Raw genomic sequence first — 25,703 nt, forward strand, 5'->3', positions numbered from 1 at the left:
CGTAACAGGCGCATCCCCTGCTGATCAGCTACTAGTCCCGGTACAGCTCCGCGACGAGGAACGCCAGGTCCAGGGACTGGCTGCGGTTGAGCCGGGGGTCGCAGGCGGTCTCGTAGCGCTGGTGCAGGTCGTCGACGAAGATCTCGTCGCCGCCGCCCACGCACTCCGTGACGTCGTCGCCGGTCAGCTCCACGTGGATGCCGCCCGGGTGGGTGCCGAGGCCCTTGTGGACCTCGAAGAAGCCCTTGACCTCGTCGAGCACGTCGTCGAAGCGTCGGGTCTTGTGGCCGGAGGCCGCCTCGTAGGTGTTGCCGTGCATCGGGTCGGTGATCCACGCGACCGTCGCACCCGAGGCGGTGACCTTCTCGACCAGCTCGGGCAGCTTGTCGCGGACCTTGTCCGCGCCCATGCGCACGATGAAGGTGAGCCGGCCGGGCTCGCGGTCCGGGTCGAGGCGCTCGATGTAGCGCAGCGCGTCCTCGGCCGTGGTCGTCGGGCCGAGCTTGATCCCGATCGGGTTGCGGATCTGCGAGGCGAACTCGATGTGCGCGTGGTCCAGCTGCCGGGTGCGCTCACCGATCCACACCATGTGCGCCGACACGTCGTAGAGGCGGCCCGTGCGCGAGTCCACGCGGGTCAGCGCCGACTCGTAGTCGAGCAGCAGCGCCTCGTGCGAGGAGAAGAACTCGACGGTACGGAACTCCTCCGGGTCGGTGCCGCAGGCGTGCATGAAGTTCAGCGCGTTGTCGATCTCGCGGGCGAGCTGCTCGTAGCGCTGGCCGGACGGGGACGACTTCACGAAGTCCTGGTTCCAGGCGTGCACCTGGCGCAGGTCGGCGTAGCCGCCGGTGGTGAAGGCCCGGACCAGGTTCAGCGTGGAGGCGGAGGCGTGGTACATCCGCTTCAGGCGCTCGGGGTCCGGGATGCGGGCGGCCTCGTTGAAGTCGAAGCCGTTGACCGAGTCGCCGCGGTAGGTCGGCAGGGTGACGCCGTCGCGGGTCTCGGTGCCCTTGGAGCGCGGCTTGGAGTACTGGCCGGCGATACGGCCGACCTTCACGACCGGCACGGAGGCCGCGTACGTGAGGACCGCGCCCATCTGGAGCAGCGTCTTCAGCTTGTTGCGGATGTGGTCGGCCGACACGGCGTCGAAGGCCTCGGCGCAGTCGCCGCCCTGGAGGAGGAACGCCTCTCCCTTGGCGACGGACGCCATCCGGGCGCGCAGCTGGTCGCACTCGCCCGCGAAGACGAGCGGCGGATACGACTCGAGCTCCGCAACGACTGCGCGCAGAGCCTCGGTGTCGGGGTACTCGGGCTGCTGCGCCGCGGGAAGGTCTCGCCAGGTGTTGCCAGCGCTCGCGCTGGACTTAGCGTTCACGGTCACGACCTCCACATTACGGGGTCGTGTCGGGCGTCCACCCCCTTGCTCATCAAGTGAGACGAACCCCGCTCGATCGGGAGCGGGGTTCGTCGGACGGTCGGCCCGGCCGGTGACGGCGGTGCCGCGGGTGTCAGTGCAGGTTCATGACCGCGCTGTCGTCGAAGCCGACGGCGAAGACCGTCCGCAGCGACAGGTTGGCGGCGGCGCTGTAGCCGTCACAGGCGTTCTGCTTCTCGTCGGGTTCCTCCACGGCCTCGAACTCGTGGGGGAAGCTCGCGCGCAGCGTCGTTCCGGCGCAGATGTGCTCGGTCAGCCCCCACAGCTCCTCCACCGGGTCCGCGCCGAGCTTGGGCCAGTGGCTCAGGGCCTGGGGCGTGCCCACCGCCCAGTTGCCGTTGGCGTACACCTTCCCGTCGACCGTGCGGTTGCAGGCCGTGGTGGCCCGGGTGTCGCCCACCCAGGTGTGCGAGAAGACGGCGGGCTGGAGGGCGCAGCCCTTGTGGAAGGCGAAGTTCAGCAGTCCGGCGCCGTCGGTCCAGGTCATGCCGCCCTGCAGTCCCACATAGCGGGACGCGGCGTACGCGTCCTGGATCACGGTCTTGCCGCCGGCCATGTTGAGCAGCCCCGGGTTGGTCGAGGCGCTCGTCGGGTTGAGCTGGTAGCGCACCACCCGGCCGCCCGCCGCGGTGCCGAACCACTCGCCGGTGACCAGCTTGTACGGGCTGCCGCCGGTCTTGTCGAGGGAGAGCCAGGAGTAGCACAGGGAGTCGGCGTCGGGGGTGCCGTTCACGGCGTCCGCGTCACAGGCGCCGGAGGGCGGCGGGGAGGCCTGCTTGTAGTAGTGGACCTGTGGCAGCACGTACGGGTAGCCGCAGGCGCTGGACTTTCCGGAGCTGTCGATGCCGTAGGAGTTGAGGCCCGAGCCGTAGGCGTCGACCTTGCCGAGCTTGTCGATGTCGAAGACGCGGATGCCGTTGGAGGTGTCGGTGACGTAGAGGTAGTTGCCGTACCAGACGATGCCGCCGCCGTGGCCGGTGACGAACTTGAAGTCCGCGCCGCCCTCCGTCGGCTCGGCGAGCAGGATGTGGCGGTACTTCTTGGTGTCACGGTCGATGAGGGTGAGCTTGAGCAGGTTGTTCGTCCTGCACTTGTCGTTGGCCTCGTAGTCGCCGGCCGCGTTGGTCCTGAACGTCTCGTAGTGCCAGGCGACCGCCGTGACGCGTTTGTCCTGGATGGCGCCGTCGGCTCCGTCGGCGGTGCCGGTGCTGCTCATGCCCTGCGGCCACCAGCGCGGGGTGGTGTCGTCGCCGTGCGCCGAGGACCAGCACCAGGAGATCTTCCTGGTCACCGGCGGCAGCGCCTTCGTCTCGTCGCCGGCGCACGCGCGCATGCTGCGCAGGTTCATCCAGGGGTCGGTCGCCCCGGCGGAGTTCTTCGTGTACTCGGTGGTGACGACGTCGGCGAGGTCGGCGTCCGCCAGTCTGCCGTCGAGGGTGGTGGCGGCCGACACGGTGCTCGTGTCGGTCATCCTGAACCGGTCGCCGCTCAGCGTCAGCTTCGTCATCACCGGCTCGTCCGCCGCCGCCGCGGGCTGTCCGGTGAGCCCGGCGAACAGCGCTGCCGCCGCCACGACGCAGGCCAGGGGCCTCATTCTCCCTATGAGTGACACACTCGCCCTTCCGTATCCACAGGTCGACATCCGGGTCGACTCGCTCATGACAAGACTGAACAGTAAGTGATCTCGGGACGAACCCCCCCGCGCCGATCGCATGAGTTCCCGGGCGATGTCGGGTAGGGTGCGGCGCATGTTCGCGCACTCGATCCAGAACTGGTGGTGGACCGCTCATCCGGCGGCCCACTGACTGCGCGTACGCAAGACTTCGCGAAGGCCGCCCGAGGGGCGGCCTTCGGCGTTTCCAGGGCCAGGCCGCTCCTCCTCGATCACCGCGAGACCGTGATCCCCAGGGAAGAGGAACCCATGGACCTGACCCGGCTGTTGTCCGACGACCGCCCGTTCGCGCTGCTGCGCCGCCGCACACCGGGCCTGCACGACCACGACACGGTGGAGTTGCTGATCGGTCCGGTGACCACCTGCGAGCGGCTCGCCGATCTGCCCGACGAGGGGCTGGCGCTCGTGCCCTTCCGGCAGATCCGGGAACGCGGCTTCGACGTCCGCGACGACGGCACACCCCTGTCGGTGCTGGTGCCCGAGGAGTCGTACGAGCTGCCGCTGGACCGGGTCCTCGCGGAGCTGCCCGCGCACGACGTCCAGGTCGAGGACGGGGGCTTCGACGTGGACGACGAGGAGTACGCGCAGATCGTCGGCCGGGTGCTGCGCGAGGAGATCGGGCGGGGCGAGGGCGCGAACTTCGTGATCCGGCGGACCTACGAGGGCACGGTCCCGGGCTTCGGGCGCGCCGACGCGCTCGCGCTGTTCCGGCGCCTGTTGCGGGGTGAGCGGGGCGCGTACTGGACGTTCGTGGTGCACACCGGTGAGCGCACGCTGGTCGGCGCCAGCCCGGAGGTGCATGTGCGGATGTCCGGCGGGACGGTCGTGATGAACCCGATCAGCGGGACCTACCGCTATCCGGCCGAGGGGCCGACACCGGAGGATCTGCTGGCCTTCCTCGCCGACGGCAAGGAGATCGAGGAGCTGTCGATGGTCGTCGACGAGGAGCTCAAGATGATGTGCACGGTCGGCGACATGGGCGGGGTCGTGGTCGGACCCCGGCTGAAGGAGATGGCCCACCTCGCGCACACCGAGTACGAGCTGCGCGGGCGGTCCTCGCTGGATGTGCGGGAGGTGCTGAAGGAGACGATGTTCGCCGCCACGGTCACCGGGTCGCCCGTGCAGAACGCGTGCCGGGTGATCGAGCGGTACGAGCCCCTCGGGCGGGACGGTGTCGGGCGCGGGTACTACGCGGGGGCGCTGGCGCTGCTGGGACGGGACTCGGGAGGGGCGCAGACCCTGGACTCGCCGATCCTGATCCGGACCGCCGACATCGCGGCGGACGGACGGCTGAAGGTGCCGGTGGGGGCCACGCTCGTCCGGGGGTCCGATCCGGCGGGCGAGGTCGCCGAGACGCACGCGAAGGCGGCGGGGGTGCTGGCCGCGCTGGGGGTGCGACCGGGGCGGCCCCGTCCCGAGCGGGTGGGGCCGGCGCTGGCGGACGACCCCCGGGTGCGGGCCGCGCTGGACGGGCGGCGGGGGGCTCTGGCGCCGTTCTGGCTGCGGATGCGGGAGCGGACGGCCGAGCTGACCGGGCACGCGCTGGTCGTGGACGCCGAGGACACCTTCACCGCGATGCTCGCGCACCTGCTCAGGTCCTCGGGGCTGGAGGTCACGGTACGGCGGTACGACGAGCCGGGGCTGCGGGAGGCCGTGCTCGCGCACGAGGGGGTGGTGGTGCTGGGGCCCGGCCCCGGGGATCCGGGCGACCTCGACGACCCGAAGATGCGGTTCCTGCGGTCGCTGACCGCCGAGGTGCTGCGGGGGCATCGATACGGGGTGCTCGGGGTGTGCCTCGGGCACGAACTCATCGCGTTGGAGCTGGGGTTGGAGATCGTGCGCAAGGAGGTGCCCTACCAGGGGGCGCAGACCGCGATCGATCTCTTCGGGAGGGAGGAGACCGTGGGGTTCTACAACAGTTTCGTGGCCCGCTGCGACGACGGGACGGCCGGGGAGCTGGCGGCCCACGGGGTGGAGGTCAGCCGGAGCGGGAGCGGTGAGGTGCACGCGCTGCGCGGGCCCGGGTTCGCGGGAGTGCAGTTCCACCCGGAGTCGGTGCTGACGCTGGACGGGGTGAGTGTGGTGCGTCAGCTGGTGGCGGGGGTTCAGTCACTGCGGGCGGTATAAGGCCGCGGGGGGGGTGGGGGGCGTGGGCGGTGGGGCGTGGGGCGTGGGCAGTGGGGCGTGGGCGGTGGGGCGTGGGCGGTGGGGGGTCGTGGGTCGGGTGCGGGTGGGTGGGGCTGGTCGCGCAGTTCCCCGCGCCCCTAAAAGCCCAGGCCCCTGCGGGCCTGAAAGGCGACGGGGCTGCCGGTCTGAAAAGCTCGGGGCGCAGCCCCTGCTTTTCAGGGGCGCGGGGAACTGCGCGTGAAGCCCCACCAGGCCCGCACCCGCCGACGAAACCCGCACCCCCCACCCCCTGAGGCGCCCTCAGCCGAAGAAGACCCCGACCTCTTCGTACAGCGCCGGATCCACCGTCTTCAGGCGGGCCGTCGCGTCGGCGATCGGGACGCGGACGATGTCCGTGCCGCGCAGGGCCACCATCTTGCCGAAGTCACGGTCACGGACCGCGTCGATCGCGTGCAGGCCGAAGCGCGTGGCGAGCCAGCGGTCGAAGGCCGAGGGCGTGCCGCCGCGCTGGACGTGGCCGAGGACGGTCGTACGGGCCTCCTTGCCCGTACGCCTCTCGATCTCCTTGGCCAGCCATTCGCCGACCCCGGAGAGCCGGACGTGGCCGAAGGAGTCGAGCGAGCCGTCCTTGAGGACCATCTCGCCGTCCTTCGGCATGGCCCCCTCCGCGACCACCACGATCGGCGCGTAGGAGGCCTTGAAACGGGACGTCACCCAGGCGCACACCTTGTCGACGTCGAAGCGCTGTTCGGGGATGAGGATGACGTTGGCGCCGCCGGCCAGGCCGGAGTGGATGGCGATCCAGCCGGCGTGCCGGCCCATCACCTCCACCACCAGCACGCGCATGTGCGACTCCGCGGTGGTGTGGAGGCGGTCGATGGCCTCCGTCGCGATGCCGACGGCGGTGTCGAAGCCGAAGGTGTAGTCCGTGGCCGAGAGGTCGTTGTCGATGGTCTTGGGGACGCCCACGCACGGCACCCCGTACTCGTCGGACAGCCGCGCGGCCACTCCGAGCGTGTCCTCGCCGCCGATGGCGATGAGCGCGTCGACCTCCTGCTTGGCGAGGTTGTCCTTGATACGGCGGATGCCGTTCTCCTGCTGGAGCGGGTTGGTGCGCGAGGAGCCGAGGATGGTGCCGCCGCGGGGCAGGATGCCGCGGACGGCGGGGATGTCGAGGCGGACGGTGTCGTTCTCCAGCGGCCCCCGCCAGCCGTCCCGGAAGCCGACGAAGTCGTAGCCGTACTCCTGCACGCCCTTGCGGACGACGCCCCGGATGACGGCGTTGAGCCCGGGGCAGTCGCCGCCTCCGGTGAGTACTCCGACGCGCATGGAAAAGTCCCTTCGCCGCGGTTGCCTGGTGAGGGTCACGCTAATAGTGATCCAGGTCACTTCGACATGCACGGGAAGGTCAATTCCGGCGAATTGCTGTTGATAGAGGGTGAGTTGATCGAAGTTGATCAAATCGCCTTCACCCTATGGGGTGATTCATGACGTTTACTCGTCGTCGAGACCGCGCTCTATGGCATAGCGGACCAGTTCCACCCGGTTGTGGAGCTGGAGCTTGCCGAGGGTGTTCTGCACATGGTTCTGGACCGTGCGGTGGGAGATGACGAGGCGCTCGGCGATCTGCTTGTAGCTCAGCCCCTTGGCGACGAGCCGGAGCACCTCGGTCTCGCGGTCGGTCAGCTGCGGCGCCTTGGGCTCGTCGGCGCCCGGCGCGGGGGCGGGCTCGGAGGCGAGACGGCGGTACTCGCCGAGGACCAGGCCCGCGAGACCGGGGGTGAAGACCGGATCGCCGACCGCGGTACGGCGTACGGCGTCGACCAGTTCCTCCGTCGAGGCCGACTTCAGCAGGTAACCCGTCGCCCCGGACTTCACCGCCTCCAGGACGTCCGCGTGCTCCCCGCTCGCCGACAGGACCAGCACCCGCAACGCCGGGTTCGCGCCGACCAGTTCCTTGCAGACCTGCGCTCCCGGCTTCGCGGGCAGGTTCAGGTCCAGGACGAGAACGTCCGGTGCGACGGCGCCGGCGCGTCGCACCGCCTGCTCGCCGTCGCCCGCCGTGGCGACCACCTCGAAGCCGGACTCGGCCAGGTCCCGGGCGACGGCGTCGCGCCACATGGGATGGTCGTCGACCACCATGACCCGGATCGGGCCGCGCCCGCCGGACGGTGCGCCCACGTCCACCGGCCCGCCGTCGCGCACACCCTCTTCGCTCTCCACGCGCTCCGTCACCGCTTCTCCGCCTTCCCCCGTACGCCCTTGGGCCGTTCCGCGGCCCTGGGCACCTTCAGTTCCACTTCGGTGCCCTGTCCGGGCACCGAGATCAGTTCGGCCGTGCCGCCGATGTCGCGCAGCCGCCCCCGGATGGAGAGGGCCACCCCGAGCCGGCCCTCGCCCTCGGCCTGGGCGAGCCGGCCGTCGGGGATGCCGGGGCCGTCGTCCCGTACGGTCACGACGATCTCGTCCGGCCAGTCCTCGACCAGGATCCAGGCCCGTGCCCCCTCGCCCGCGTGCGCGCGCACGTTGTCCAGGGCGGCGCCCACGGCCGCCGCCAGCTCCCGCGCGGCCCCCGGGGCGAGCGGCACCGGGCCGCCGGGCTCCGAGAAGGTGACCATGGCGCTCGCGTAGGGGGCGAGCAGGGCCCGCAGGTCCACCGGGTTCCCGGCGTCGTCGGCCGGGTCCGGTTCGTTCACCGCCCGTACGAGCGCTCCCTGGGCCGCGTCCTCGGAGACACGCGAGACGGGGACCAGGCCGCCGGAGACCAGGGTGCGCAGGGCGACCTCCTGCTCGCCCGCCATCCGGCCCAGCTCGGCCGCGTCCCCGCCGAGGGCGGTACCGCGCCGTTGGACCATGGCGAGGACCTGGAGGACACCGTCGTGGATGTCCCGGGCGAGGCGCTCCCGTTCGCGGGTGGCGGCATCGATCTCCAGGGCGCGGGCGAGGGTGCGTTCGGAGGCGCGGGCGACCTCGACGACGTATCCGATGGCGATGGAGACGAACCAGACCAGCAGCACGTTGTGGATGGTGTCGCGGGTGGGGGCGCCCCGGTGGATCAGGTTGGCGACGGCGACGAGCGTGGAGGCGACGGCGGCCCAGCGCCAGCCGCCCTTGACGGCGAACGCCAGCACCGCGCCGGCGGTCCATATGGACGGGAGCGTCGGACCCCCCGCCTCCACCCGCGCGGTCGAGTCGGCGAGCCGCGTGAGCCCGATGCCCACGATCGCGATGGTGAGGTCGGCCGCGAGGAACCGCTTGGTGCAGTCGGCCGCGCTCGCCACCTTCGGCAGGGTCAGCAGCGTCCAGGCGACCAGCACCGCGAGGTAGGCGATGGCCAGCCATGGACGCTGGAACTTGTCGTACGCGCTGAGGAACAGGCCGACGGCGTAGACCGCCGTCAGGATCCGGTAGCCGGTGAGCGCACGCCACAGCGGCTGCTCGACCGACATGCGCATGACTCGTTCGCGCTCAGGCATATCCCCCACCCCACCCACCGGACCCCACGACGATCGCGTCCGGGAACGCGACCGTACCCGGGAAAGCGGCCGTTACGAAGCCGGCCGGTCCCGGTCGGCCCGGGTGTTCTCCGCCTGTCCCCGCTGTTCCCCGGCCGACCGGTCCTTGGCCGCCTGTTCCTTCTCGGCCTTGGCAAGGGCCGCCCTGGCGGCCTTGTCGGCCTCCTTCTCGGCCTTCGCCGCCTCCGCGATCTGCCGCTTGGCGGCGGTCGCGTAGATGTCCACGTACTCCTGGCCCGAGAGCTTCATGATCTCGTACATGACCTCGTCGGTCAGCGCCCGCAGCACGAAGCGGTCGTGCTCCATGCCCTGGTAGCGGCTGAAGTCGAGGGGCTTGCCGATCCGGATGCCGGGGCGCATCACCTTCGGCAGGACCTTGCCCGGCGGCTGGATCTTCTCCGTGTCGATCATGGCGACGGGGATGACGGGCGCGCCGGTGGCGAGGGCCACCCGCGCCAGGCCGCCGGGCTTGCCCCGGTAGAGGCGGCCGTCGGGCGAGCGGGTGCCCTCGGGGTAGATGCCGAACAGCTCGCCGCTCTCGATGACCTGTATGCCGCTGTTGATGGCGGCCTCACCCGCGCCCCGCGCCCCGGAACGGTCCACCGGGAGCTGCCCGACCCCCTTGAAGAAGGCGGCCGTCAGCTTGCCCTTGATCCCGGGAGTGGTGAAGTACTCCGCCTTCGCGATGAAGGTGACCTTGCGGTCGAGGACCGCGGGGAGGAAGAAGGAGTCCGAGAAGGAGAGGTGGTTGCTGGCGAGGATCGCCGCGCCCTCGGGCGGAATGTTCTCCAGGCCCTCCACCCAGGGCCGGAAAGTGACCTTGAGCGGTCCCCCGATAGCGACCTTCATCGCGCCGTACAACACCCGAGTGCCTCTCTCTGTTCTGAGGATCAGACCTTAACCCGGACGCCCGGAGAAGCGTCCTACGCCCCTGGCCGGTGTCGGCCACCACCGGGCGAAGCCCCTGGTCGGTGTCGGAGCGGTCGCGTACGGTGAACCACATCCGCACTCATTCACACCCTTCTCACGAACAGGAGACCGAACCGTGCCGGTCCTTCCTGGAGCCGAGCCGTACCACCACGAGGGCGGGGAGGTCGGAGTACTCCTCTGTCACGGGTTCACCGGGTCCCCGCAGTCGATGCGCCCCTGGGGGGAATATCTCGCCGCGCGGGGGCTGACCGTCGCGCTGCCCCTGCTGCCGGGACACGGCACCCGCTGGGAGGACCTCCGTCCGACCGGCTGGCAGGACTGGTACGCGGAGGTGGACCGCGAGCTGCGGGCCCTGCGCGAGCGCTGTGCGCACGTCTTCGTCGCGGGGCTGTCCATGGGCGGCGCGCTGGCGCTGCGGCTGGCCGCCAAGCACGGGGACGCGGTCGACGGCGTGGTGGTCGTCAACCCGGCGAACAAGGTGCACGGCCCGGCCGCGCACGCCCTCCCCCTGCTGCGGCACTTCGTCCCCACCACCAAGGGGATCACCAGCGACATCGCGAAGGAGGGCGTCGAGGAGGTGGGGTACAGCCATGTGCCGCTCCACGCGGCGCACTCGCTGCGCGGTTTCCTCCGTCTCGTCGACGGCGAACTGCCCCAGGTGACCCAGCCGTTGCTGCTGCTGCACAGCCCGCGGGACCATGTGGTGCCGCCCGTCGACTCCGAGCGCGTCCTCGGCCGGGTGTCGTCCACGGACGTCACGGAGATCCTGCTGGAACAGAGCCACCACGTCGCGACGTTGGACCACGACGCGGGCCGGATCTTCGAGGAGAGCCTCGCGTTCGTCACCCGGCTCGTGACGCAGTCCGGGGCGGCGCGGGTGAAGGAGTCCGACGCGGAATCCGTACAGCAGTCTGACTCGGGATCCGCGGGACAGACCGGTCCGGGATCCTTGGAGCAGAGGGAAGGGACGGCCACTGGTGGCTGAGCACGACTCCGAGCGTGAGCCGGAGGAGAAGGGAGCGCCTCTCGGCGCCTCGCCCGGCGACACCCCGGGCGGCTCCTCGGGCGGCTCCTCGGGCGCCTCGTCCGGCGAACCGCCGGGCGGGTCCGCCGGTGAGGAGCAGCACGTGCCGTTCGACGAGGACGCCGCGTGGCGGGCCATCGTGGCCGGGTTCGGCACCGAGCCCCCGGACCCGCCGGGCACCAAGCCGTTCCGGTCGGTGGAGGATCTCGCCCTGCTGGAGGCCGAGCCGGAGGACGCCGAGGACAAGTCCCCCGACGCCGCGGACGCCGCCGGCCCCGCGGCCCCCAGGCCGCTGGGCAGCTCGGTGGCGTTCGCCCCCGGCGTCGGCGCGGGCCCGCGCGACTACAGCGTGCCCGACCCGGTCGGCGAGGACCCGGGCGACCCGGACTCCGACGACGAGGACGAGGACGGGGAGGGCCACTTCGTGCCGCCCGAGCCGCCCCCGCTGCCGGAGGCCGACGCGACCGCCAAGTTCGCCTGGCTGGGGGTGATCGGCGGCCCGGTCCTGCTGCTGCTCGCCGTCCTGCTCGGCTGGGAGATGACCTGGTGGCTCACCACCCTCGGCATCGGCGGCTTCCTCGGCGGTTTCGCCACCCTGGTGATGCGGATGAACGGCGACGACGAAGGTGACGACGATCCCGGCCGGGGCGCGGTCGTCTGACCCCGCGGCCACCGTCGTACGAGGGCCCGTCCGGGAGTGTTCCGGGCGGGCCCTCGCCGCTGCCGCCGCGGACGGAGCCGAGGCGGGGGCCGGGTCGCGGCAGTCCCCGCCGGCCCTGGCTAGGGCTCGGCGGGGACCCTCAGGGCGGCCAGGACCGGCAGGTGGTCCGTGGCCGTCCTGAGGTCGTCCTCGCTGATGCCGGGGTGGTCGAGGGGGACGCCGCAGCCGAGGACCTCGATGCCGGGGGTGGCCAGGATCGCGTCGATGCGCTGGTGGGGGTCGGTGGGCGTGGAGCTGTACTCGCCGCCCCAGGGGGTGGTGGTCCAGCAGTCCTGGAGTTCTCCGGCGAGGCGGCGGAAGGTGCGGCCGTCCGGTCGCTCGTTGAGGTCGCCGCCCGCGACCGCGTGCGTCACGCCGAGGGCGGCCAGCCGGTCCAGGAGTAGGCCGCCCTGTTCGTACCGCTCGTCCTTCTGCAGGGAGAGGTGGCAGGACAGGACGCCGAGCCGGGCGCGGCCGAAGCGGACCACCGCCGTGGCGAAGCCGCGTCGGTGCAGGCCGGGGGTGAGGGGCAGGAGCACGTCGTCGGTCTGTTCGACGGTGGCGCGCAGGCTGCACAGCAGCGCGGGGCCGGAGGCGGTGGCGCCGCCGGAGAGGGTGACCAGCTGGGAGGCCGCGGCGAGCCTGGCGAGTTTCTTGCGCCAGCGGAAGAAGCGGGGGGCCTCCTGGACGAGGACCAGGTCGGGGGCGCAGGCGGTGATCACTCGGGCGAGGGCGTCGGTGTCGTCCCGCATCGAGCGGATGTTGTAGCTGAGGACGCGGATGATCGCCGAACCGTCGGGGTTCGTGCGGGAGTTGGGCAGTGGCGTCATGTGGATCAATGTACGCGGCAGCGCTCCGCCGGGAGAGCCGGGAAAGAGCGGGTCGTTCGTTCGGCTGACGGCCGGTGGGGGCTGGTCGCGCCCACGCGGCGGAGCCGCACATCGATGCAGCCCCGCGCCCCTGAAAGCGGGGCGCGGGGCTGTCGCGAGCCGGTGTCTACATGATCGGGTCGGGCTCTCTCGCCAGGTCCGCCGCGCCCACCAGGCCGGCGTCGTTGCCCAGTTGGGCGGCGATGACCTCGGCCACGGGGCGCCAGTTGCCGCCCACGAGCCAGCGCTTGTAGGACTTGCGGATCGGGTCGAGAACCAGTTCGCCCTCGTCCGACAGACCGCCGCCCACGATGAACGCGGAGGGGTCGAAGAGGGAGGCGAGGTCGGCGAGGCCGGCGCCGGCCCAGCGGGCGAGTTCGCGGTAGGAGTCGACGGCGACGGGGTCGCCCTGGCGGGCAGCCATGGAGATGTGCTTGCCCTCGATGCCGTCGGGGGTGCCGTCGCCGAGGCCGAGGAGGAGGTCCGCGTTCTCGGGGGTGGCGTTGGCGCGCTGCTTGGCGTACCTGACCAGGGCGCGCCCGGACGCGTACTGCTCCCAGCAGCCCTGCGAGCCGCAGCCGCACAGCAGCCCGTCGGGGACCATCCGGATGTGGCCGAACTCGGCGGCGACGCCGTAGTGACCGCGGCGCAGCTTGTTGCCGATGATGATGCCGCCGCCGAGGCCGGTGCCGAGGGTGATGCAGATGACGTTGCGGTGGCCCTTGCCGGCGCCGAACTTGTACTCGCCCCACGCGGCGGCGTTGGCGTCGTTCTCCACGACGACCGGCAGGCCCACGCGGGCCTCGACCTTCTCCTTGAGCGGCTCGTTGCGCCAGTCGATGTTGGGGGCGAAGTAGACCATCGACCGCTGCCGGTTGACGTAACCGGCCGCGCCGATGCCGACACCGACGATCTCGTGTCCGGCTCGCGCGCCCTCGACGGCGGCGGCGATGGCGTCCACGATCCCCTCGGGCGTGCCCGGGGTCGGCACCTTGTGGGTCGAGAGGATGTTGCCTTCCTCGTCGACCACACCGGCCGCGATCTTGGTACCGCCGATGTCGACGCCGATGGTGAGTCCCATGAATCCCTCAGTTTCGGTCGAGCCCCGCTACGGCCAACCGTACCCGAGGCCCCGCCCCCGCAGTCCCGGCGTCCGCCGGGCGGACGCCCGGCGTCAGTCCAGGTCGATCCGCTCTCCGGGGCCCGGTTCGTCGCCCTGGCCACGGCCTTCCCGGTGGGAGGCGTCCCGGCTCGTCCAGCGGCGCTCCTGGGCCTCGACGGCGGAGCGGTACGCGGCGAGCAGTTCGCCGCCCGCGGAGGCGAGGTGGTCGAAGACGTCCGGGTTGCGTTCGATGACCGGTTCGACGGCGGCCTTGGCCTGTCGGACGACCTGGCTGACCATCTGCTGGGCCGCTCCGCCGGCGACCGCGCCGAGCAACGGCGACTGCAGCCCGGACAGTTTCTCCGCGACGGTGTCGACCAGCTTGCGCAGTTCCTCGGCGGCCGAGCCCGGCGGCGGGCCGTACTTCGCCCGGCGGCGGGCCTTCTCCGCGGCGAGGTCCTCCTCGCACGCGGTCGCCCAGGCGTCGGAGTCGGTCGCGCGCACCCGGTCGGTCGTGCGGTCCTGCTCGGCCGACCGCGCCTCCTCGGCCGCGTCCTGACGACCGGCGTCGGACGTGGGGCGCTCTTCGCTCATGGCGGGCTCCTGCCTACGGTTCGTACCTTCGACGTTACCCGAACGGGGGTATGCGGTTCACCGTGTCCGGGGCCACAACAGCGGGTCCGGCGCGAATCGGATCCTCAGTTCGCCGTCGCGCAGGGCCGCGCCGTCGACCGTGCAGCGGCGCAGTGCCGACGGGAGCGGAACGATACGGCGGAACTGCCCCACCGTGACGACCAACTCGTCGCCGCGCCGGAGGAGATCCAGCTCGTCCCGTATCGCCCCGGGCAGCGGGATGTGCCACACGAGCACGCCCTCGTCCCCGAGGTTGTCGGTGACGGCCCACTCGACGCGCGCGGGGACGTCACCCGTACCGGGGACCCCGAGGGCGTCGAGGTCGTCGCCGCCGCGGGGGTCGTGGCCGAGGTGGGCGACGCGCCGCACGGAACGCGCCCCGCTCGGCGCGGGCGCCTCCTCCCATTCCTCCAGCGCCTTGCGCTGCTGGGAGACGAGGCCGGCGAACCAGGTCTCGTGCGTGCCCTCGGGCAGCACACGGTTGGCGATCAGCATGTCGACGGGCAGGGCCCGCAGGGCGAGTCCGACGCGCGCGAGGCGTACGTGGTCGGCGCCGGCCGGGCCCGGCTCGGCGACCAGCCGCACCGTCGTCCCCGGGTCCTCGACGATCGCCGCGACGGCGGCCAGCTCCACGTCCCACCGGCCGGCCGTCTCGTACAGCCACTCGGCGGGCATCGGCACTCCGGCGAGCCGTCCGAGGACCGGCCGCAGCGCGCGGGCCGCCTGCCGCTCGGGCGGGAGCAGCCGCCGCAGGTAGCGCCGCAGCTCCTCCGGGAGGGCGAGCAGCGCGAGTGCCTGCGGGGCGGGCGGCAGGTCGACGACGAGCAGGTCGTAGGCCTCCGACAGCGCGGCGTCGCGCAGCGCCCGCAGCAGGGCGAGTTCCTCGGCGCCGGGCAGGGGGGTGAGTTCCTCGGCGTCCAGCCGGGCGGCGCCCAGCATTCCGAGGACGGACGCGGCCCTCTCCTGGAAGGCGACGAGGTCCTCGCGGAACCCGGCCGCGGCGTCGGGCCGCCAGGCGGTGAGGTTCCGCGCCGCCCGGACGGGCTCGGGTCCGGTCGCCACGCCGAGCACCGCTCCGAGGGCGTCGACCCGGTCCGCGCTCAGCACGAGCGTCCGCGCGCCCTCACGGGCCGCCTCGACGGCCGTGGCCGCCGCGACCGTCGTACGGCCGCTGCCGCCTTGCCCGGTGATCAGGATGGTGCGCATGAGGGTGAACGGTAACCCAGCGCAAGGGTGCTCACCGACGCCGAGAGAGGCCCGCCGGGCCCGCCACCGTCGCCCCGGCCGCACGGACGCCCGCGGCCGGGACAGCGGCTCGGCGGTCTACGCCGCGGACTCGACCCGCTTCTTCAGGCCCGCCAGCGCCCGGTCGATGATGACCTTCTCCGCCTTGCGCTTGATCATCCCGAGCATCGGGATCTTGACGTCGACGGTCAGCTGGTAGGTCACCTCGGTCACCGAGTCGCCGACCGGCTTCAGGAGGTAGGAGCCGTCGAGCGAGCGCAGCATCTGGGACTTGACCAGCGTCCAGGAGACCTCGTTCGCGCCGGTCCAGGTGTACGCCAGCGTCTGGTCGTCCTTGATCGCGCCCGCGTCCATGACGAGCCGGACCTGCTCGGCGCGGCCCTGGCCGTCGGTCTCCAGCACCTCCGCCTCCTTCACCTCGCCCGTCCAGTCGGGGTAGCGGGCGAAGTCGGCGATCACTCCCATGACGTCGGCCGCCGCAGCCTCGATCGTGATGCTCGAACTGGTGAATTCCGCCATCGCCGTGGCTCCTCCAGAGACTGTCCGGTGAGGGAGGTGGGTGCGCACGTATGTGCAGCGTGAAGGCTACCGCCTGCGGAGGCTCACCATTCCAGCGCCCACGGCTTCCCGGTCCCCGCGAAGTGGCCCACGTTCACACACTCGGTGGCCCCGATCCGCATCCGCCGCGCCAGCGGCTGGTGGACGTGCCCGAACAGCGCGTACCGGGGACGGGTCCTGCGGATCGCGTCCAGCAGCGCCCGGCTCCCCCGCTCGAAGCGGCGTGCCACCGTGTCGTACACCAGCTCGGGAACCTCCGGCGGGATGTGCGTGCACAGCACGTCCACCTCCCCCACCGCCTCGATCTTGGCCGCGTACTCCTCGTCGCTGATCTCGTACGGCGTCCGCATGGGGGTGCGCAGCCCGCCGCCGACGAAGCCGAAGACCCGTCCGCCGATCTCCACGCGTTCGCCGTCCAGCACGGTCGTCCCCGGGCCGGCGTACTCGGGCCACAGCGTCGGCATATCGACATTGCCGTAGGTGGCGTACGTCGGGACCGGGAAGGCCGCGAACATCTCGGCGTACTGCTTGCGGACGGCCTCCTCGATCACGGCGGAGCGGTCCTCCTCGACACCCGCCCAGAGCCGGGCCCCGAGTTCGCGCGCCTCCTCGAAGCGGCGGGCGGTGCGCAGTTCCACGAGCCGCGTGGCGTTCTCGGCGCCGAAGAGGTCGGGGAAGATGCCGCGGGAGTGGTCGGCGTAGTCGAGGAAGAGGACCAGGTCGCCCAGGCACACCAGGGCGTCCGCGCCCTCACCCGCCCTGGCCAGGTCCGTCGCGTTGCCATGCACGTCGCTGACCACGTGAATGCGCGTCCTGTCTCTACCGCCCGGTGTGCGTGCCATGGCGATCAAGCGTAGGCGTGTGCGGCATACGTGAACAGAGCCGGTCGGACGTGCGGTTACTGGCCAGTCAGTAAGTTGGGGGATTATTCTGCTCGGGAGAACCCCACGTGTGACGCGACGAACATCTCGCCCGACCCCCCTCGCGTAGAGGCCATACCGACGGGTAACGTCCGGGCAGTCCAGTTGTGCTCAGGTTTTCAACCACCAGGAACGAAGAACAAAGGCGGACCTGAGCGCTCTCCCGCCCTTGGACCGCACCGTCGCAGCACACACAGAGTCGTGGCGCCGGCGCCCTATGAGGAGCAGCAGTCTTGCGCGAGTTCAGCCTTCCGGCTTTGTACGAGGTCCCGACGGACGGCAATCTGACGGATATCGTCCGTAGAAACGCCGCGCAGCACCCCGATGTCGCCGTCATCGCCCGCAAGGTGGACGGCGCCTGGCAGGACGTGAACGCCGTCCAGTTCCTGGCCGAGGTACGCACGGCGGCCAAGGGCCTCATCGCCTCCGGGGTCCAGGCGGGCGACCGGGTCGCGCTGATGTCCCGTACCCGCTACGAGTGGACCCTGCTGGACTTCGCGATCTGGACGGCCGGCGCGGTGACCGTGCCGGTGTACGAGACCAGCTCGCCGGAGCAGGTGCAGTGGATCCTCGCCGACTCGGGCGCGACCGCCATGATCACGGAGCTGGACGGGCACTCGGCGGCCGTCGAGTCGGTGCGCGAGGGGCTGCCGGCGCTGAAGCACGTGTGGCAGATCGAGGGCGGCGGGGTGGAGGAGCTGGGCCGCCTCGGCCAGGACGTCTCCGATCACGCCGTCGAGGAGCGCAGCTCGATCGCGAAGGCCGACGACCCGGCCACCATCGTCTACACCTCCGGCACCACGGGCCGCCCGAAGGGCTGCGTCCTGACCCACCGCAGCTTCTTCGCCGAGTGCGGGAACGTGGTGGAGCGGCTGCGGCCCCTGTTCCGTACGGGCGAGTGCTCGGTCCTGCTGTTCCTCCCGCTCGCGCACGTCTTCGGGCGGCTCGTGCAGGTCGCGCCGATGATGGCGCCGATCAAGCTGGGCACCGTACCGGACATCAAGAACCTCACCGACGAGCTGGCCTCCTTCCGGCCGACGCTGATCCTCGGCGTGCCGCGGGTCTTCGAGAAGGTCTACAACTCGGCGCGGGCCAAGGCGCAGGCGGACGGCAAGGGCAAGATCTTCGACAAGGCCGCGGACACCGCGATCGCGTACAGCAGGGCGCTGGACACCCCGTCGGGTCCGGCCCTCGGTCTGAAGATCAAGCACAAGGTGTTCGACCGGCTCGTCTACAGCAAGCTGCGGGCGGTGCTCGGCGGCAAGGGCGAGTTCGCGATCTCGGGCGGCGCCCCGCTGGGTGAGCGCCTCGGCCACTTCTTCCGCGGCATCGGCTTCACGGTGCTGGAGGGCTACGGCCTCACCGAGTCCTGTGCGGCGACCGCGTTCAACCCCTGGGACCGCCAGAAGATCGGTACGGTCGGGCAGCCGCTGCCGGGTTCCGTCGTCCGGATCGCGGACGACGGGGAGGTGCTGCTGCACGGCGAGCACCTGTTCCAGGGGTACTGGAACAACCCGGGCGCGACGGAGGAGGCGCTGGCCGACGGCTGGTTCCACACCGGCGACATCGGCACCCTCGACGAGGACGGCTACCTCAGCATCACGGGCCGCAAGAAGGAGATCATCGTCACCGCGGGCGGCAAGAACGTCGCCCCGGCCGTGATCGAGGACCGGATCCGGGCGCACGCCCTGGTCGCGGAGTGCATGGTGGTGGGCGACGGGCGGCCCTTCGTGGGCGCGCTGGTCACCATCGACGAGGAGTTCCTGGGCCGTTGGGCCACCGAGCACGGCAAGCCCGCGGGCTCCACCGCGGCGTCGCTGAGCGCGGACGCCGATCTGAACGCGGCCGTGCAGGCCGCGATCGACGACGGCAACGCCGCGGTGTCGAAGGCGGAATCGGTGCGGAAGTTCCGCATTCTGTCCTCCCAGTTCACGGAGGAGTCGGGCCACCTGACGCCGTCCCTGAAGCTCAAGCGCAACGTGGTGGCGAAGGACTACGCGGACGAGATCGAGGCGATCTACCAGAAGTAGTCACACACGTACGAGGCTATGGCGCGGTGTCCTCCACGAGGACCCGCGCCATCGTGCGTTCGGCGAGCGCGGTGATCGTGACGAACGGGTTCACCCCGATCGAGCCGGGCACCAGCGAGCCGTCGGTGATGTAGAGCTTCGAATACCCCTTCACCCTTCCGTAGTCGTCGGTCGCCCTGCCGAGCACGCAGCCGCCCAGCGGGTGGTACGTGAAGTCGTCGGCGAACACCTTGTTGGACGAGCCGAACAGGTCGTAGCGGTACATCGTGGAGTTGGCGGAGTTGATCCGGTCGAAGAGTTTCTTGGCCATGGACGAGGAGACCGCGCTCTGGGCGGCGCTCCAGCCGAGCTTCGCCGAGTCGCTCGCGGCGTCGTAGGTGAAGGAGGCGCGCTCCGGGTTCTTGGTGAGGGCGAGGTAGAGGCTGACCCAGTGTTCGAGGCCGGTGGGCAGCGGGGCGATCTCGGCGAAGACGGGGTTGGCGGTGTTGGCCCAGTCGTCGATGCCCATGACCGGCATGGTCGACTGGTTCGCGCCGACCGTGTCCCACAGGTGGTTGGCCCGGCCGAGCATGACGTTGCCGTTCGAGCCCCAGCCGGCGCCGACACTGGCGTGGAGCGCGGGGAGGGTCCCCTTCGCCCGGGCACGGACGAGGAGTTCGGTGGTGCCGACGCTGCCCGCGCCGAGGAACAGATAGGTGCAGCCGTACTCCTTGGTCTCGACGACCGCGCCCGTGCCGTCGATCCGGTCGACGGTGACGACGTACGTCCCGTCGCCCAGCCGGCGGATGCCCCGGGCCCGTTCCATGGTGTGGATGGTGACGTTGCCGGTGCCGAGGGCGGCGGCGAGGTAGGTCTTGTCGAGGCTCTTCTTTCCGTGGTTGTTGCCGTAGATGACCTCTCCGGCGAGGGCCGACTTCGGGGCGGTGCCGGCGGCCTCGCGCTGCATGTGGCCGAAGTCGTAGACGCTCGGCACGAAGGTGGTCCTCAGCCCCGCCTTCTCGGCGTGGGCCCGGGAGACCCGGCTGAAGCGGTACCACTCCGTGGACTCGAACCACGCGGGGTCGATGGTGTTGACGCCGAGCATGGAGCGGGCGCGCGGGAAGTACGTGGAGTACATCTCGGCGGTGTCGACGGTCGGGAACTGTTCGGCGAAGTAGGACTGGAGCGGGGTGACGGCCATGCTGCCGTTGACCAGGGAACCGCCGCCGACCCCCCGGCCCAGGAAGACCGACATGTTGGCGTAGCGGACGCGGTCCAGGACGCCCGGGTAGCTGCTGATGTCCTGGTTGACGACGTCCAGCCAGAGGAAGGTGGCGAGCGGGGCCTCGGTCCGGGTCTTGAACCACATGGACCGCTCGTCCGGTTCCCTGGTCGAACAGAAGATCTTGCCGTCGGCGCCGGGGGTGGTCCAGGCCCGGCCCATCTCCAGGACAAGGGTGCGGATGCCGGCCTGGCCGAGGCGGAGGGCGGCCACGGCGGCGCCGTAGCCGGAGCCGATGACGATCGCGGGGGCGTTGTCGACCGCGTCGGGCTCGGCCGCGCGGGCGGACTGGAGGCCGATACGGGTGAGGCCGAGGGTGGCCGCGGTCTGGAGCGCGGCCATACCCAGTATGTGACGTCTCGTCAGCTGACGCTGCATCAGTTTTGCTGTCATGTGCGCAGCATGTGCGGATTATCGGACTCCGACTAGAGGCCGCGTCCTACCGGCGGCCGTTACCGGGGCGCCGGGTGCTCTTGAAAGACGAGTTCCGGTCGTCCTGTGGCTGGTCGCGCGGTTGCCCGTGCCGTCACGGGCCTACAGCAGGGTTTTCAAAGTTTCCGCCAAGAGGTCCCAGCGCCATTTCTCCTCCACCCACTCCCGTCCCCGCTGTCCCATACGGGCCCGAAGCTCCGGGTCGCCGAGGAGGGTGACGACGCGCTCGGCGGTGTCCGTCGGGGAGCCGCCCCGTACGACCCAGCCGGTCTCGCCGTCGAGCACGGCGTCGGGGGCGCCGCCCGAGTCGCCCGCCACCACCGGCAGACCGGTCGCGGAGGCCTCCAGGTAGACGATCCCGAGTCCCTCCACGTCCAGACCGCCCCGGCGGGTGCGGCACGGCATGGCGAAGACGTCGCCGGCCCCGTAGTGGGCGGGCAGCTCGGCCCAGGGCACGGCGCCGGTGAAGCGGACGGACCCCGCGACCCCGGTCTCGCGGGCGAGCCCGCGCAGCTCCTTCTCGTACGGCCCGCCGCCGACGATCAGCAGCACGGCGTCCGGCTCCTTCGCCAGGATGCCCGGCATCGCCCGGATCAGCGTGTCCTGCCCCTTGCGCGGCACCAGCCGGGAGACACAGACGACGACGGGGCGGTCGGTGAGCCCGAGCCGGGCCCGGACCTCCGCGCCGCCGGAGCCCGGGTGGAAGGTCTTCTCGTCGACACCGGGCGGCAGCTGGACCATCCGCCCGGCCGCGTCGGGGGTGAGGGCCGTGGCGATCCGGGAGCGGGTGTACTCGCCCAGGTAGGTGATCGTGTCCGTGCCCTCGCCGATCCGCCGCAGCAGCTGCCGGGCGCCGGGCAGCTGGGCCCAGCCCGCCTCGTGGCCGTGCGTGGTGGCCACCAGCCGCTCCGCGCCCGCCCGGCGCAGCGCCGGGGCCATCAGGCCGAGCGGGGCCGCCGCGCCGAACCACACCGACGTGCAGCCGTGTTCCCGCAGCAGTGCGACCGCGCGGCGGGTGACGGCGGGCGTCGGCAGCAGCATGGTCGTCCGGTCGCGTACGACGGTGAAGGGTTGCTCGGCGTCGAAGTCGGCCGTCGCCCGGACGCCCTCCTGGCTCCGCTTCCAGGTCGAGGCGTAGACGACGATCCGCTCGGGGTCCAGCCGCAGCGCCATGTTGTGCAGAAACGCCTGGATGCCGCCGGGCCGGGGCGGGAAGTCGTTGGTCACGATCAGGGTCTTGTGCATCGCCGCCGACCCTACCGAACCGCTTCCGGCCGGCTGTCCCCAGGCACAGCCGCACCGCCCCGGCCACCGCCCGGCCCGGTCACGCTTCACGGCCGCTTCACAGTCCGGCGGGGGATCATGTCCCTCACAGACGCGGAAGGCGGCGCTGAACGCGGCGCGGACGGACAGGGACTCACGTGACGCAGAAGGACATGACGGGCTCTCACCGGCTCCCGTTCGGGCTGCTCACGCTCTGGGGCGCGACCCGGCTCGTGCTGTTGCTGTTCGTCTTCAAGGTGTACGTCTTCCCGGGCCCCGACGTCACCGGGGACGTCTCGGTGATCTACCGGGGGTGGTACGAGACCCTGCGCACCGGGACGTATCCCCTGGACGACGTCACCTGGCAGTACCCGCCCGCCGCCGCCCTCGCGATCCTCTCCCCCGCGCTGCTGCCCTTCCTGGACTACGCGTCGGCGTTCTTCGTCCTCGCGTTCCTCGCCGACCTGGTGGTGCTCGCGCTGCTCCTGTACGGGGGCGCCCGCCCCGGCGGGTCCGGGCGCGGCGCCCGGGTGTGGGTGGCCGGCCTTCCGCTGCTCGGCCCGACCGCGTACGCCCGCTACGACGTGATGGTGACGGCGGTGGCGGTGGCGGCCCTGCTCGCGGGCAGCCGCCATCCGCGCGCGATGGGGGCGCTGACGGCCTTCGCGGCCCTGCTGAAGGTCTGGCCGGCGCTGCTGCTCCTGGGCGTCCGTGGACGCGCCGCCTGGGCGTGGGCGGCGGGTACCGGTCTCGTGGTGGCCGGCCTCTTCGCCCTCTCCATGCCCGGTGCCTTCGCCTTCCTGACGTTCCAGCGCGAGCGGGGTACCGAGGTGGAGTCGCTGGGCGCCCTCGTCCTGCATGTGGCCCGGCACTTCGGCTGGGACGGCGAGGTGCTGCTCAACTACGGCTCCGTGGAGTTCCTCGGCGCCCACGTCGACACGGTCAGCGACGCGGCCCTGCTGCTCAGCGGGGTGGCGTTCGCCTGGCTGCTGCTGTGGCGGGTGCGGGCCCGGCGGTTCGCGGCGCACACGCTCGCGGACGCGGCGTTCGTGGCGGTGCTGATGTTCACGGCCACGAGCCGGGTGATCAGCCCGCAGTACATGGTGTGGCTGGTCGGTCTCGCCGCGGTGTGCCTCTGCTTCCGGGCGAGCCGTATGGGCGGGCCCGCGGTCATGGTCCTGGTGGCGTCCTTCGTGACCGTCCTGGAGTTCCCGATCTGGTTCGCCCACGTCGTCGCCAGCGACTGGCTGGGCGTGACCCTCCTGTTCGTCCGCAACGGCCTGCTCGTCGTCGCGGGCCTCCTCGCCGCGTACGCACTGTGGCAGGACACGGTTCCCCGACCCGCCCCGGGCCCCCTGCCGGACCCGCCCTCCCGCACGCAGGAACCCCTGGGCTCCTGAAGGCGACGGCCCGGCGGGAAGCGGGCACGGGGCGCAGCCCCGGCCTTCCAGGGGCGCGGGGAACTGCGCGAGAAGCCCCACCGACCCGCAGCCGACGAACCAACCCCCGCACCCAGGCCTCAGCGCAGCTGGGCCCGTACGTACTCCCGCCACTTCGCCGTGAAGTCCTCGACCGTCGTCCCCAGCACCTCCTCCAGCGCCCCCTCCACCGCCCCGCCGCGCCCGCCGTGCGCGCCCACCGCCCGGTAGAACGCGTCGAGACGGCCCTCGCCCCAGTGGTCGGCGATCATGCGGCAGGCCAGCCACCCGCTCTCGTAGGCCCGCGCGAGCCCGCCGGAGTCGCCGGAGAAGCCGAAGTCGGCATCGGCGGGCAGGGCGCTCGGGGCCCGGCCCTCCGCGACGGCGCGCGCGAGCTCGGGGGCCACCTCGGACGCCGTACGGCCGACCGTGCGGTAGCCGACCCAGTCCGCGTAGCCCTCGGAGAGCCACAGGGGCGTGGAGGTGTCGGTGTGGACGCGGGTGGCCACGTGGGTCGTCTCGTGGGTGAGGACGACCTGCTTGCCGAGGTCACCGAGCAGCGCGTACGCGTCGGGGTTGACGACGATCCGGTCCGCCGGCGCCCTCGCCGAACCCCCCGCCTCCCCGGTGGTGACCGCCGCGATCCCCCGGTACCCGGAGGCGGGCGCCCCCAGCAGTCCCGCCATCTCCTCCAGCGACTCGGGGACGACCACCACGACCCGCCGCGCCCAGTCCTCGCCCCACGCCTCGGTGACGGCGGGCACGGCCCGGTCCGCCAGCGCCGCGTACGCCCGCAGGTCCGCCGCCGACCCTCCGACCCCCAGCACCAGACTCCGCGCCCCGCGCACGGCCCGTATCCGCCCCTGCTCCCACAGCTGTTCGGTGCCCTCCTTCGAGGGCTCGTCGGCGGCGACCCGCCACACCCCCTCGTCGTCCCGGACGAGGGACAGCGTCCGTACGGCGGTGACGGGCGCCCGGTCGTAGCCGCGTATCCGGTAGCGGAGGGCGGCCTCGGCCGTGGCCCGGTCGCCGGAGCGGTGGAAGGCGGTGAGGTCGTACGACCAGGAGGCCAGCGGCAGGCTGCGGAGGTTGGTGAACTCGGCCTCCCCGGTGGCCAGTTGGCCGGAGGAGGGGGCCGCCGCCTCGGTCGCGCGGTAGGCCGCCCCGTCCCGTTCCAGGACCGCCGTGGCCCGTCGGCCGAGCATCCGCAGCACCTCGGAGCGGGCGGTGTCGGGCGCCGTCGGCCCACCGCAGCCGGCGAGGAGGGCCAGGGCGAGCGCGGCCGCCGGGAGAACACCTCCGCGGCCCGGGAGCACCCCGGACCCCGCACGCGTCGTGCGCCTTCGACCAGCCACGTTCCCGATCGTACGGGGCCCCGGTCGCCGGCCTGCGGGGCGGCCGGGGCCCGGCGGGCGGTCAGGGACGGGTGACCGAGGCGATCGGCATCATGCCGACGGGGTCGTGGCGGACCGGGGCGCCCGGGTAGGGGGCGTGGATGACCTGGCCGTTGCCGACGTACATGCCGACATGGCTGGCGTCGGACCGGTAGGTGACGATGTCGCCGGGCTGCGCCTGGGAGAGAGGGACCTGGGTGCCCGCGTACCGCTGGGCCTGCGAGGTGCGCGGCAGCCCGACGCCGGCCTGTCCGTACGACCAGACCATGAGACCCGAGCAGTCGAAGCCGTGCGGGCCGGTGGCGCCCCACACGTACGGCTTGCCGAGGGCGGAGCGGGCGGCGGCGACGGCGGCGGCCGCGCGGCCGTTCGGGGCGACGGCGCCGGAGGGGTCCGGCATGCCGGTGCGGCCGGGGCCGGTGGAGCGGGAGGCGCGGTCGTACTCGGCACGCTCCTCGTCCGGGAGGGAGTTGAGCAGCCGGCGGGCCGCCGCGAGCTTCCCCTCGACGACCCGCTTGTGCCGGGCGACGGCCTTGCGGCTCTTCTCCAGCTCCGTGAGCTTGCCGCGGGCCTCCGCACGGTCCTGGGACAGTTCGCGCAGGGACTGCCGCAGGTCGTGGAGTTCGCCCGCCTGGTGGACACTGATGCGGTCCAGGGCGGCGGCCGTGTCGAGGTAGTCGTCGGGGTCGTCGGAGAACAGCAGCGCGATCGACGGGTCGAGGGCGCCGGAGCGGTACTGGGCTCCGGCGAGCGAACCCAGCGACTCCCGCATGACGTTGACGCGGTCCTGCTGCCGGGCGATGGAGTCCTGCGCGGTGCCGACCTGGTCGCGCAGCTCGTCGGCGCGCTCGTCGGCCTTGTTGTACGCCTCGGTGGCCCGCTCGGCCTCCTCGTACAGCCGGTCCACCTCGGCCCGGGTGGTGTCGTGCGGCGCGGCGGCGGCCTGCTGGACGGGGATGGCGCCGAGGGCGGCGGCAGCGGCGGACAGCACACCGAGGGCGGCGGCCGCGCCCCGGTCGAACCCGGACGGTACAAGGCGACTGTGGGACACCACGGGAAGCCGCACTCCCTTCGACGACGGACAGGGCCCTCCCCCGGGCCGGACGGCGACCCGGAGGGGACGCGCTCACGGCGGGTGAGGGAAACGCGGCCGACAGTAGCCGCGCGACCGTGTC

Annotated in this window: 22 protein-coding genes; 6 read left to right on the plus strand and 16 right to left on the minus strand. The window is 72.1% G+C overall.

Going from position 1 to position 25,703, the window contains the following annotated elements; genetic code table 11:
* Positions 1 to 31 precede the first annotated feature (31 nt).
* Positions 32 to 1,381 carry a class II 3-deoxy-7-phosphoheptulonate synthase gene (locus tag H4687_RS12665; protein WP_028796916.1) on the minus strand — a complete coding sequence of 450 codons (1,350 nt, stop codon included), beginning with the start codon at positions 1,379 to 1,381 and terminating at the stop codon, positions 32 to 34.
* Between the two features lie 127 nt (positions 1,382 to 1,508).
* Positions 1,509 to 3,029 carry a hypothetical protein gene (locus H4687_RS46325; protein WP_225966669.1) on the minus strand — a complete coding sequence of 507 codons (1,521 nt, stop codon included), beginning with the start codon at positions 3,027 to 3,029 and terminating at the stop codon, positions 1,509 to 1,511.
* A gap of 154 nt (positions 3,030 to 3,183) precedes the next feature.
* Between H4687_RS46325 and H4687_RS48460 the strand changes: the two genes are divergently transcribed.
* Together H4687_RS48460 and H4687_RS12680 are read left to right on the plus strand one after the other, a co-directional pair.
* The gene (locus H4687_RS48460) at positions 3,184 to 3,240 is read left to right on the plus strand and encodes a trp operon leader peptide (protein WP_076973970.1); all 57 of its coding nucleotides are present in this window, start codon (positions 3,184 to 3,186) and stop codon (positions 3,238 to 3,240) included.
* Positions 3,241 to 3,356: 116 nt separating this feature from the next.
* Positions 3,357 to 5,234: an anthranilate synthase family protein gene (locus tag H4687_RS12680; protein WP_050399100.1), complete on the plus strand. Its 1,878-nt coding sequence runs from the start codon at positions 3,357 to 3,359 to the stop codon at positions 5,232 to 5,234.
* A gap of 300 nt (positions 5,235 to 5,534) precedes the next feature.
* Here the strand turns inward: H4687_RS12680 and H4687_RS12685 are convergent, their stop codons facing one another.
* From H4687_RS12685 to H4687_RS12700, 4 genes are all read right to left on the minus strand, one after another.
* Positions 5,535 to 6,563 carry a 6-phosphofructokinase gene (locus H4687_RS12685; protein ID WP_046913793.1) on the minus strand — a complete coding sequence of 343 codons (1,029 nt, stop codon included), beginning with the start codon at positions 6,561 to 6,563 and terminating at the stop codon, positions 5,535 to 5,537.
* A gap of 165 nt (positions 6,564 to 6,728) precedes the next feature.
* Entirely contained in the window at positions 6,729 to 7,376 is a 648-nt protein-coding gene (locus H4687_RS12690; RefSeq protein WP_046913796.1) for a response regulator, read from the minus strand.
* A gap of 89 nt (positions 7,377 to 7,465) precedes the next feature.
* Positions 7,466 to 8,710, minus strand: a complete 1,245-nt coding sequence (gene macS, locus H4687_RS12695; protein WP_179860144.1) for a MacS family sensor histidine kinase — start codon at positions 8,708 to 8,710, stop codon at positions 7,466 to 7,468.
* 72 nt (positions 8,711 to 8,782) lie between these two features.
* The gene (locus tag H4687_RS12700) at positions 8,783 to 9,598 is read right to left on the minus strand and encodes a lysophospholipid acyltransferase family protein (RefSeq protein WP_046913795.1); all 816 of its coding nucleotides are present in this window, start codon (positions 9,596 to 9,598) and stop codon (positions 8,783 to 8,785) included.
* A gap of 196 nt (positions 9,599 to 9,794) precedes the next feature.
* On the opposite strand from H4687_RS12700, the gene H4687_RS12705 reads away from it, so the two are divergent.
* Together H4687_RS12705 and H4687_RS12710 are read left to right on the plus strand one after the other, a co-directional pair.
* Positions 9,795 to 10,664, plus strand: a complete 870-nt coding sequence (locus H4687_RS12705; RefSeq protein WP_046913791.1) for an alpha/beta hydrolase — start codon at positions 9,795 to 9,797, stop codon at positions 10,662 to 10,664.
* Positions 10,657 to 11,364 carry a hypothetical protein gene (locus tag H4687_RS12710; protein ID WP_046913790.1) on the plus strand — a complete coding sequence of 236 codons (708 nt, stop codon included), beginning with the start codon at positions 10,657 to 10,659 and terminating at the stop codon, positions 11,362 to 11,364. Before H4687_RS12705 ends, H4687_RS12710 begins: the two co-directional genes overlap by 8 nt.
* 119 nt (positions 11,365 to 11,483) lie before the next feature.
* Here H4687_RS12710 and H4687_RS12715 read toward each other — a convergent pair whose 3' ends face one another.
* The 6 genes from H4687_RS12715 to H4687_RS12740 form a co-directional block, all read right to left on the minus strand.
* The gene (locus tag H4687_RS12715) at positions 11,484 to 12,233 is read right to left on the minus strand and encodes an endonuclease/exonuclease/phosphatase family protein (protein WP_046913789.1); all 750 of its coding nucleotides are present in this window, start codon (positions 12,231 to 12,233) and stop codon (positions 11,484 to 11,486) included.
* A gap of 166 nt (positions 12,234 to 12,399) precedes the next feature.
* A complete protein-coding gene (locus H4687_RS12720; protein WP_046913788.1) occupies positions 12,400 to 13,353 on the minus strand; it encodes an ROK family glucokinase in 954 nt (317 codons plus the stop codon).
* Between the two features lie 93 nt (positions 13,354 to 13,446).
* Positions 13,447 to 13,968: a DUF5304 domain-containing protein gene (locus H4687_RS12725; RefSeq protein WP_046913787.1), complete on the minus strand. Its 522-nt coding sequence runs from the start codon at positions 13,966 to 13,968 to the stop codon at positions 13,447 to 13,449.
* Positions 13,969 to 14,025: 57 nt separating this feature from the next.
* Entirely contained in the window at positions 14,026 to 15,213 is a 1,188-nt protein-coding gene (locus H4687_RS12730) for an ArsA family ATPase (RefSeq protein ID WP_046913786.1), read from the minus strand.
* Between the two features lie 117 nt (positions 15,214 to 15,330).
* The gene (locus H4687_RS12735; protein WP_046913785.1) at positions 15,331 to 15,771 is read right to left on the minus strand and encodes an SRPBCC family protein; all 441 of its coding nucleotides are present in this window, start codon (positions 15,769 to 15,771) and stop codon (positions 15,331 to 15,333) included.
* Positions 15,772 to 15,854: 83 nt separating this feature from the next.
* Positions 15,855 to 16,610 carry a metallophosphoesterase family protein gene (locus H4687_RS12740; RefSeq protein WP_046913784.1) on the minus strand — a complete coding sequence of 252 codons (756 nt, stop codon included), beginning with the start codon at positions 16,608 to 16,610 and terminating at the stop codon, positions 15,855 to 15,857.
* Between the two features lie 353 nt (positions 16,611 to 16,963).
* Here H4687_RS12740 and H4687_RS12745 point away from each other — a divergent pair, with 353 nt between their 5' ends.
* The gene (locus H4687_RS12745; RefSeq protein WP_046913783.1) at positions 16,964 to 18,760 is read left to right on the plus strand and encodes an AMP-dependent synthetase/ligase; all 1,797 of its coding nucleotides are present in this window, start codon (positions 16,964 to 16,966) and stop codon (positions 18,758 to 18,760) included.
* A 16-nt stretch (positions 18,761 to 18,776) separates the two neighbouring features.
* Here H4687_RS12745 and H4687_RS12750 read toward each other — a convergent pair whose 3' ends face one another.
* Entirely contained in the window at positions 18,777 to 20,414 is a 1,638-nt protein-coding gene (locus tag H4687_RS12750; protein WP_451682028.1) for a GMC oxidoreductase, read from the minus strand.
* Between the two features lie 141 nt (positions 20,415 to 20,555).
* Positions 20,556 to 21,698, minus strand: coding sequence for a glycosyltransferase family 4 protein (locus tag H4687_RS12755; protein WP_046913781.1), 1,143 nt, complete (start codon positions 21,696 to 21,698; stop codon positions 20,556 to 20,558).
* Between the two features lie 191 nt (positions 21,699 to 21,889).
* Here H4687_RS12755 and H4687_RS12760 point away from each other — a divergent pair, with 191 nt between their 5' ends.
* Complete coding sequence (locus H4687_RS12760) at positions 21,890 to 23,116, plus strand: glycosyltransferase 87 family protein (protein WP_050399157.1); 1,227 nt, start codon at positions 21,890 to 21,892, stop codon at positions 23,114 to 23,116.
* A gap of 119 nt (positions 23,117 to 23,235) precedes the next feature.
* On the opposite strand, the gene H4687_RS12765 is transcribed toward H4687_RS12760, so the two are convergent.
* Positions 23,236 to 24,450 carry a hypothetical protein gene (locus tag H4687_RS12765; protein WP_050399106.1) on the minus strand — a complete coding sequence of 405 codons (1,215 nt, stop codon included), beginning with the start codon at positions 24,448 to 24,450 and terminating at the stop codon, positions 23,236 to 23,238.
* A gap of 100 nt (positions 24,451 to 24,550) precedes the next feature.
* Complete coding sequence (locus H4687_RS12770) at positions 24,551 to 25,582, minus strand: C40 family peptidase (RefSeq protein ID WP_046914523.1); 1,032 nt, start codon at positions 25,580 to 25,582, stop codon at positions 24,551 to 24,553.
* Positions 25,583 to 25,703: the final 121 nt, after the last annotated feature.

Source organism: Streptomyces stelliscabiei (assembly GCF_014873495.1).
GTDB classification, from domain to species: Bacteria; Actinomycetota; Actinomycetes; order Streptomycetales; family Streptomycetaceae; genus Streptomyces; species Streptomyces bottropensis.

What these genes read in the sequence shown, in the direction of transcription:
- H4687_RS46325 (WP_225966669.1), bottom strand. Translation starts at nt 3,029, where the DNA reads ATGAGGCCCCTGGCCTGCGTCGTGGCGGCGGCAGCGCTGTTCGCCGGG.
- H4687_RS12680 (WP_050399100.1), top strand. Translation starts at nt 3,357, where the DNA reads ATGGACCTGACCCGGCTGTTGTCCGACGACCGCCCGTTCGCGCTGCTG.
- H4687_RS12685 (WP_046913793.1), bottom strand. Translation starts at nt 6,563, where the DNA reads ATGCGCGTCGGAGTACTCACCGGAGGCGGCGACTGCCCCGGGCTCAAC.
- H4687_RS12690 (WP_046913796.1), bottom strand. Translation starts at nt 7,376, where the DNA reads ATGGTGGTCGACGACCATCCCATGTGGCGCGACGCCGTCGCCCGGGAC.
- macS (WP_179860144.1), bottom strand. Translation starts at nt 8,710, where the DNA reads ATGCCTGAGCGCGAACGAGTCATGCGCATGTCGGTCGAGCAGCCGCTG.
- H4687_RS12700 (WP_046913795.1), bottom strand. Translation starts at nt 9,598, where the DNA reads ATGAAGGTCGCTATCGGGGGACCGCTCAAGGTCACTTTCCGGCCCTGG.
- H4687_RS12715 (WP_046913789.1), bottom strand. Translation starts at nt 12,233, where the DNA reads ATGACGCCACTGCCCAACTCCCGCACGAACCCCGACGGTTCGGCGATC.
- H4687_RS12720 (WP_046913788.1), bottom strand. Translation starts at nt 13,353, where the DNA reads ATGGGACTCACCATCGGCGTCGACATCGGCGGTACCAAGATCGCGGCC.
- H4687_RS12725 (WP_046913787.1), bottom strand. Translation starts at nt 13,968, where the DNA reads ATGAGCGAAGAGCGCCCCACGTCCGACGCCGGTCGTCAGGACGCGGCC.
- H4687_RS12730 (WP_046913786.1), bottom strand. Translation starts at nt 15,213, where the DNA reads ATGCGCACCATCCTGATCACCGGGCAAGGCGGCAGCGGCCGTACGACG.
- H4687_RS12735 (WP_046913785.1), bottom strand. Translation starts at nt 15,771, where the DNA reads ATGGCGGAATTCACCAGTTCGAGCATCACGATCGAGGCTGCGGCGGCC.
- H4687_RS12750 (WP_451682028.1), bottom strand. Translation starts at nt 20,414, where the DNA reads ATGACAGCAAAACTGATGCAGCGTCAGCTGACGAGACGTCACATACTG.
- H4687_RS12755 (WP_046913781.1), bottom strand. Translation starts at nt 21,698, where the DNA reads ATGCACAAGACCCTGATCGTGACCAACGACTTCCCGCCCCGGCCCGGC.
- H4687_RS12760 (WP_050399157.1), top strand. Translation starts at nt 21,890, where the DNA reads ATGACGGGCTCTCACCGGCTCCCGTTCGGGCTGCTCACGCTCTGGGGC.